The 6,398-nt window shown below is 70.0% G+C and carries 7 protein-coding genes; 4 read left to right on the forward strand and 3 right to left on the reverse strand.

The features are described 5' to 3' along the window. Window positions 1-298 (reverse strand): helix-turn-helix domain-containing protein (locus AOK11_RS45845; protein WP_420903044.1); only part of this gene is annotated, 298 nt, incomplete at its 3' end. Window positions 299-762: 464 nt separating this feature from the next. Between AOK11_RS45845 and AOK11_RS36450 the strand changes: the two genes are divergently transcribed. After that, window positions 763-1,698 carry an alcohol dehydrogenase catalytic domain-containing protein gene (locus AOK11_RS36450; protein WP_055597917.1) on the forward strand — a complete coding sequence of 312 codons (936 nt, stop codon included), beginning with the start codon at window positions 763-765 and terminating at the stop codon, window positions 1,696-1,698. A gap of 238 nt (window positions 1,699-1,936) precedes the next feature. On the opposite strand, the gene AOK11_RS45850 is transcribed toward AOK11_RS36450, so the two are convergent. Next, window positions 1,937-2,119, reverse strand: a complete 183-nt coding sequence (locus AOK11_RS45850) for a DUF397 domain-containing protein (RefSeq protein WP_079035306.1) — start codon at window positions 2,117-2,119, stop codon at window positions 1,937-1,939. Between the two features lie 562 nt (window positions 2,120-2,681). Here AOK11_RS45850 and tgmA point away from each other — a divergent pair. From tgmA to tgmC, 3 genes are read left to right on the forward strand one after another with little or no spacing between them, the layout of a single operon-like run. Then, entirely contained in the window at window positions 2,682-2,993 is a 312-nt protein-coding gene (gene tgmA / locus AOK11_RS36455; protein ID WP_055597918.1) for a putative ATP-grasp-modified RiPP, read from the forward strand. Then, window positions 2,990-3,940: an ATP-grasp ribosomal peptide maturase gene (gene tgmB, locus AOK11_RS36460; protein ID WP_055597919.1), complete on the forward strand. Its 951-nt coding sequence runs from the start codon at window positions 2,990-2,992 to the stop codon at window positions 3,938-3,940. Before tgmA ends, tgmB begins: the two co-directional genes overlap by 4 nt. Further along, window positions 3,937-5,061: an ATP-grasp peptide maturase system methyltransferase gene (tgmC, locus tag AOK11_RS36465; RefSeq protein WP_055597920.1), complete on the forward strand. Its 1,125-nt coding sequence runs from the start codon at window positions 3,937-3,939 to the stop codon at window positions 5,059-5,061. Before tgmB ends, tgmC begins: the two co-directional genes overlap by 4 nt. 133 nt (window positions 5,062-5,194) lie before the next feature. On the opposite strand, the gene AOK11_RS36470 is transcribed toward tgmC, so the two are convergent. Continuing rightward, entirely contained in the window at window positions 5,195-6,127 is a 933-nt protein-coding gene (locus AOK11_RS36470) for a glutaminase (RefSeq protein ID WP_055597921.1), read from the reverse strand. Window positions 6,128-6,398 lie beyond the last annotated feature (271 nt).

Consider the following 6,398-nt stretch of genomic DNA (forward strand, 5'->3'; position numbering starts at 1 on the left):
CCCCAGCCCCCAATACCTCATCCGCCTTCTCAATGAACCGCGCCTGCGGAATCCGCCGCCCCTGCTCGATCGAGGCCACCGTTTCCGGTGAGTAGCCCATCCGCTTGCCGAACTCCGGCCGCTCCAGGCCCGCCCGAATCCGCAGCAGCTTCAACTGCCGTCCGAACGCAGTGACGACCCCCGCCCCCGGCTCGTCCCCGGGCTTCCGGTTCCCGCTCCCCTGTCCCTGGCCGCCCTGCACCGGTACCGGCACCGCCGCCTGTCCCTGCCCCATCTCTTCGTCCCGCACGCTCGTCATGTCCCGCGCCTCTCCCCGTGCCGTTTCCGGCCGTTCCGTACACCGTCGCGTGCCGNNGCGCGTCACCACTGGTCACGCTAGGCCACGACGCGCCACCGTGAGTACACGATCGCAGCGCGACCACCCTTGACGGTGAACGCTTCACGTTGCGGCTGAACCGGAGCCGCACCGCAGGACGGCAGCCGGCATCCGGAAGCGGGTCACCCCACCTGCTGGGCTGGTTCATGCCGGCCGCGACCGGCATACCCGCGAGCGACACGTTGATCGTGCTGCGCAGCAACAGGCCCAAGGCAGCCGCTTACGGCATCCACGGCGGTCGCCGGGTCTCGTAGTGCCCCGTCCTCCCGGAGCCGACCGGGCCCGCCTTTCGCGCGCCCGACACTGGGCCGTTCGACTTTCAACCGAAAACGTTTAAACTTTAACTAGCACCCGGTTATGGGTGCTCACCACAGGAGGGAGCCGACATGAGGGCATGGCAGTTCAACGAGGTCAACGAACCGTTCACGCTGGTCGAGCGCGAGGATCCGAAGCCGGGCGCTGACGAGATCGTCATCGACGTCAAGGCTTCCGGCCTGTGCCACAGCGACGTGAGCTTTGTCGACGGCACCCTGACTCCCCTGCTGGGCCACAAGCCGATCATCCTGGGCCACGAGACCGCCGGCGTCGTCAGCGCCGCTGGTTCGGACGTCAGCGAATTCGCCGTCGGTGACCGCGTGGGAATCCCGGCCGTCACCGAGGGCCCCGGAACCGCGGTCGACGGTGGCTTCGCCGAGAAGGTCGTCGTCAAGGCGAACCTCGTCGTGCGCGTGCCCGAGAATGTGGACTTCTCGCAGGCCGCCCCGGCGATGGACGCCGCGCGCACGGCCTACCGCGCACTCGTGACGTTCGGCCGTGTCGAGGCCGGGCAGAACGTGGGCATCATCGGATTCGGCGGACTCGGCTCGCTCGGCGCTCAGATCGCCAAGGAACTGGGCGCCACCGTCTACGTGGCCGAGGTCAACGAGAAGGTCTGGGACACGGCCGATGAACTCGGAGTCGGCGGCGTGTCCAAGGACATCCGCGATTTCGCGGACCAGGGCCTTGACGTGATCGTCGACTTCGCCGGCTTCGGCACCACCACCGCCTCGGCCGTGGACGCCATCAAGCACGGCGGTCGGATCGTGCAGATCGGACTGGCCCGCGAGGAAGCGACCCTCTCCATGCAGCAGGTCATCCTCAAGGAGATCACCATCGTCGGCGCCTCCAACGGCGAGAAGTCCGAAGCCGAGGAGGTACTCAAGCTCATGGCCAGTGGCAACATCGCCTCGAACGTCGTACCCATCACGTTCGAGCAGATCCCGGAGTACGTCGACAAGCTCGCCAAGGGCGAGGTCGCCGGACGGGCCGTGGCGATCCTCTGAGCCGAGAGAAGCGCCGACCGTCGCAAGAAGCCGCCATGGCCACCGTGTGAAGCTCACCCCGCCCCACGAGCGCCTCCTTGCCGACATCCTCGGCCCTCGGCGCTCCCCTACCGAGGCCCTGCTCCTGATCGGCACCCGGACCGGCTGAACACCACGTGAACCGGCACCCGCATCTCACGCTTCGCAACGCCGGGGCCCGCCGCCTGACGGCGGCGGGCCTCACGCGAAGGGGCCGACATCAACCAACAGAGTCACGCGTCGGACCCTCCGCTCGTACATCCGCCGCCGCCCAGCGCCCGGCGGTCATCTCCACGAACCCGGCCCATGCTTCCGGCCCGAAGGCCGGCCCGGCCTCAGCAGGGCACTTGGAGTCCCGTACGAGAACCGCTCCGGGTGACTGCGGCGAGACACCTCTACGCACCGGCCGCTCTCAGCGCCGCTGTAGCTGCTCCTGACCCAAGCGACTTCTCCGCCTTCACCACCGCCGCCTGTGCTGCAACTGCTCTTGAACCGGTCCAGTTCGGGCGCCGACGTCCTGCTCTCAGCGGCGTTCACAACTCTCCCAGCAGCTTCGCGACGGTGACGACCCCCGCTCCCGACTCGCCCCGGGCCTCCGGCTCCCGCTCCCCTGGCCCTGGCCGCCCTGCACCCGTACCGGTACCGGTGTACCGCCGCCTGTCCCCGGCCCGTCTCTTCGCCCCGCACGCTCGTCATGCCCCGCGCCTCTCTCCGTGCCGCTTCCGGCCGTTCCGTACCGCTCCGTACACCGTCGCGTGCCGCCGCGTACGAAGGGTTCACGTCGGCGCGTCACCACTGGTCACGCCAGGCCACGGCACGCCACCGTGAGCACACGGCCGCAGCACGACCACCCCTGACGGTGAACGCTTCACGCTGCGGCCGCATCGGAGCCGCGCCGCAGCCCGGCAACCGGCACCCGGCAGAACCCACGGCACCACGACCTTCCCGCCCACCAGGAGGCACCGATGTTCGCCCACTCCGACCGGCTCCCCACCGGGACGCCGCTGCCCGACGGCATCAGCACGCCCGCGCCGTGGGGGCTGCGCCGCATGGCGCCGTACCCCGCCCTCGCGCCCTCGTACGCCCGCGTCGAGCTGGACCCGGCCACCCAGATCGGCCGCTACTTCGACGCCGCCGGACAGGTCATGGAGATGCCCGGACACGGGACCAGCACCGGCACCAAACCCGCGACCAACACCGGTAATCCCTCAGACGGTTCGGGCCCCGGTGGCAGCGGTGGCGGCGACCAGGACTCCGGGAACGACACCGACCAGTGACCGACACGATTCCGGTTCTGGTCGTCACCAACTTGGACGACCCCACGACCGACCTGGTGATCGACGAGCTGCACGACCGGGGCGTCCCGGTCGTGCGGTTCGACTCCGGGGACTTCCCCACCACCCTGTCGGTCGCGGCCACCCTCACGTCTGAGGGGATCGAGGGCACGCTGACCACGCCCACGCGTACGGCGGACCTGTCCCGCGTCCGTTCCCTGTACTACCGCAGGCCCTCCGGGTTCGCCTTCCCCCACCTCGACAGTCAGACCGCGCGCTTCGCCCTCACACAGGCCCGTTACGGTCTCGGCGGAGTCATGGCCTCCCTGCCCGGCTGCCGGTACGTCAACCACCCGCATCGCATCGGCGACGCCGAGTTCAAGCCGTCCGGGCTCGCCGCCGCGGCCGCGTGCGGATTCCGTCTGCCTCCCACGGCGATCATCTCTTGCCCGGTCGCCGCGCGCGCCTTCGTCAAGACCCACGGGCCGGTGCTCTACAAGCCGCTGTCCACGCCGCTGTACCGCGTCGACGGCGTCTCCTGCACGGTCGAGGTACGCGAGGTCACCGCGGATGAGATCGACGACGCGGTGACCGGCACCGCCCACCTCTTCCAGCGGCGGATCGACAAGACCGGTGACGTGCGCGTGACCGTCATCGGCGACCGGGTGTTCTGCGTCCGCATCGACTCGGACCTGCTGGACTGGCGCACCGACTACGCACGGCTCCGGTACAGCGTGGTCCAGCCACCGCCCGGCATCTCCGAGGCTTTGCGCGCCTACCTCGACCACTTCCGGCTCGTCTTCGGCGCTTTCGACTTCGCCGTGGACCGCCAGGGGCAATGGTGGTTCCTGGAATGCAATCCCTCCGGGCAATGGGCGTGGATGGAACCGGAGACCGGGCTGCCGATGGTGGCGGCCATGGCGGATCTCCTGGAGAGGAAGACGGCGTGAACGACAAGGAACTGAGGACACGGCTCGTCGAGCGACTGACCGACAACGGACATCTGCGGACCGAACCCTGGCGAGAGGCCGTGTCCGCGGTCCCGCGCCACGAGTTCCTGCGCGGAGGCTTCTTCCGCGAGGTCGACGGCTCGACGCCCACCGCCTGGGCCCCGGTCATGCAGGACGATCCACGGTGGCTGGAGAGCTGCTACGAGGACGCGTCCCTGGTGACGCAGATCGCCGGCACCGTCGTGCCCGGAGACGTCCGCGGGGAGATCCTGCGCGCCCCCACCTCGTCCAGCACCATGCCCGGCCTGGTCGTGCGCATGCTCGAAGACCTCCAAGTCGACGCCGGCCACCGTGTCCTCGAGATCGGCACGGGCACCGGCTACTCGACCGCCCTGATGTGTCACCGGCTCGGCGACGAGTCGGTGACCTCCGTCGAGGTCGACGAGGACGTGTCCACCCGCGCCCGCACCGCGCTGGGGCACTGCGGGTTCGCACCGGACCTGATCGTCGGCGACGGCCTCGCCGGGTACAAGGACGGTGCCCCCTACGACCGGGTGATCGCCACCTGCGGGCTCCTCACCGTCCCCCACGAGCTGATCGAGCAGACCCGTCCCGGTGGAATCATCCTCGTCACCCTCTGCGGCTGGCTGTACTCCTCCGAACTGGCCCGGCTCACGGTCCACGAGGACGGCACGGCGTCCGGCCGCTTCCTGGGTGGACAGACCTCCTTCATGCTCGCCCGGCCCCACCTGCCACCGCCGCTGGGGCTGCTCCCCGAACTCGACGAGGGCGACGAGCGGCCGGCGGTCCTCGGCGCCGACGTGATCGACGACTGGAACACCCGGTTCGTCGCCCAACTCGCCGCGCCACGCGCCCAGTACGTCACCCTCACCCGCGAAGGCCGCACGGAGCACCTGTTCCTCGACGTCGACACCGGCGCCTGGGCGATGCTCCGGGAGCACGACGGCCGGTGGACGGTCCGACAGAACGGGCCGGCCCGCATCTGGGACGCCGTCGAGGCGCACATCACCCGGTGGCGCGGCGCCGGGGCCCCGCCCTTGGAGGAGTTCGAGATCACCCTCACTTCCGACCAGCCGTCCATCACCTGGCTGAGCCAGTGACCTGTGGAGCGGGCCTCACCCGTTCCCCGAGTGCGGCCCGCTCCTCGTCCGACAGGATCGACTCGGCCTTCGGCCGCCGGTGCGCGCCACCCCGCGACGCCGCTCATCTGGACAGAACCCCTGACTCGGAAGACTAGAAAACCGACAGTCCCGTGAGCGTCGTGAAGCGGTCCAGGGCCGCCACTCCCACCACCGAGTTGCCCCGCTCGTCCAGGCCGGGCCCCCATACGCAGAGCGTGTAGCGGCCGGGAACGACGGCGATGATGCCACCGCCGACGCCGCTCTTGCCGGGCAGACCCACGCGGTAGGCGAAGTCGCCCGCGGCGTCGTACGTTCCGCAGGTGAGCATGATCGCGTTGACCTGTTTGGCCTGTCTCTGGGTCAGCAGACGGGTGCCGTCGGCGCGGATGCCGTGCCGGGCGAGGAAGCCGGTGGCCAGGGCGAGGTCCGCGCAGGATGCCTCGATGGAGCACTGGCGGAAGTACTGGTCGAGGAGAACCGGGACCGGGTTCCCGATGTTCCCGTACGACGCCATGAAGTGGCCGAGCGCGGCGTTGCGGTCGCCATGGGCGGACTCGGAGGCGGCTACGCCTTTGTCGATGGCGAGCTCCGCGTTGCCGCTCTCCGCGCGCAGGAACTCCAGCAGGGTGCCCGCCGCGTCGCCGGTCCGGGTGTGGAGGCGGTCGGTGACGACGAGTGCGCCGGCGTTGATGAACGGATTACGCGGGATGCCGTTCTCATACTCCAGCTGCACCAGCGAGTTGAAGGGGTTGCCGGAGGGCTCGCGGCCGACGTGCTCCCACAGCGTGTCGCCCTCACGGGCCAGGTCGAGGGCGAGGGTGAAGACCTTGGAGATGGACTGCATGGAGAACGGCTGCCGCCAGTCCCCGACTCCGTACACCGTGCCGTCCAGCTCCGCGACGGCCATGCCGAACCGGTGCGGGTCGCATGCCGCGAGCGCCGGGATGTAGTCGGCGGGCCGACCACGTCCCGGCATGCTCTCGATCTCGGCGGCGATGCGGCGCAGAATCGGCTGGAAGGTGCGGGACGAGCTCATGACCGCCATTGTGCCGTCGGGCCCTGGGGGGGTACGCCCTGGGGGGGAGCCGAGCTGGGTGGGTGCGGGTGGTTCGCGGCTGGCCACAGTGCACGAACCGGCCGGAGCCACCCCGTTCTCCCGGATGCGCGGGGAACTGCGAGACCCGCGGAGGAATCCCGATGAACCACAAAGCGAGAGGCCGCCGTTCTCCGTCTCGCGGCTCTTCCCGTACCGCGCCGTACACCGGCGGATTCCGCCGCGTACGAAGGGCCCGCGTCGGCGCGTCACTCCTGGTCGC

The organism is Streptomyces hirsutus (genome assembly GCF_001418415.1).
GTDB lineage: Bacteria > Actinomycetota > Actinomycetes > Streptomycetales > Streptomycetaceae > Streptomyces > Streptomyces hirsutus.

Bases quoted from the DNA above. Each gene is read 5' to 3' on its own strand.
- AOK11_RS36470 (WP_055597921.1), bottom strand. From the start codon at position 6,127: ATGGCGGTCATGAGCTCGTCCCGCACCTTCCAGCCGATTCTGCGCCGC.
- AOK11_RS36450 (WP_055597917.1), top strand. From the start codon at position 763: ATGAGGGCATGGCAGTTCAACGAGGTCAACGAACCGTTCACGCTGGTC.
- tgmA (WP_055597918.1), top strand. From the start codon at position 2,682: ATGTTCGCCCACTCCGACCGGCTCCCCACCGGGACGCCGCTGCCCGAC.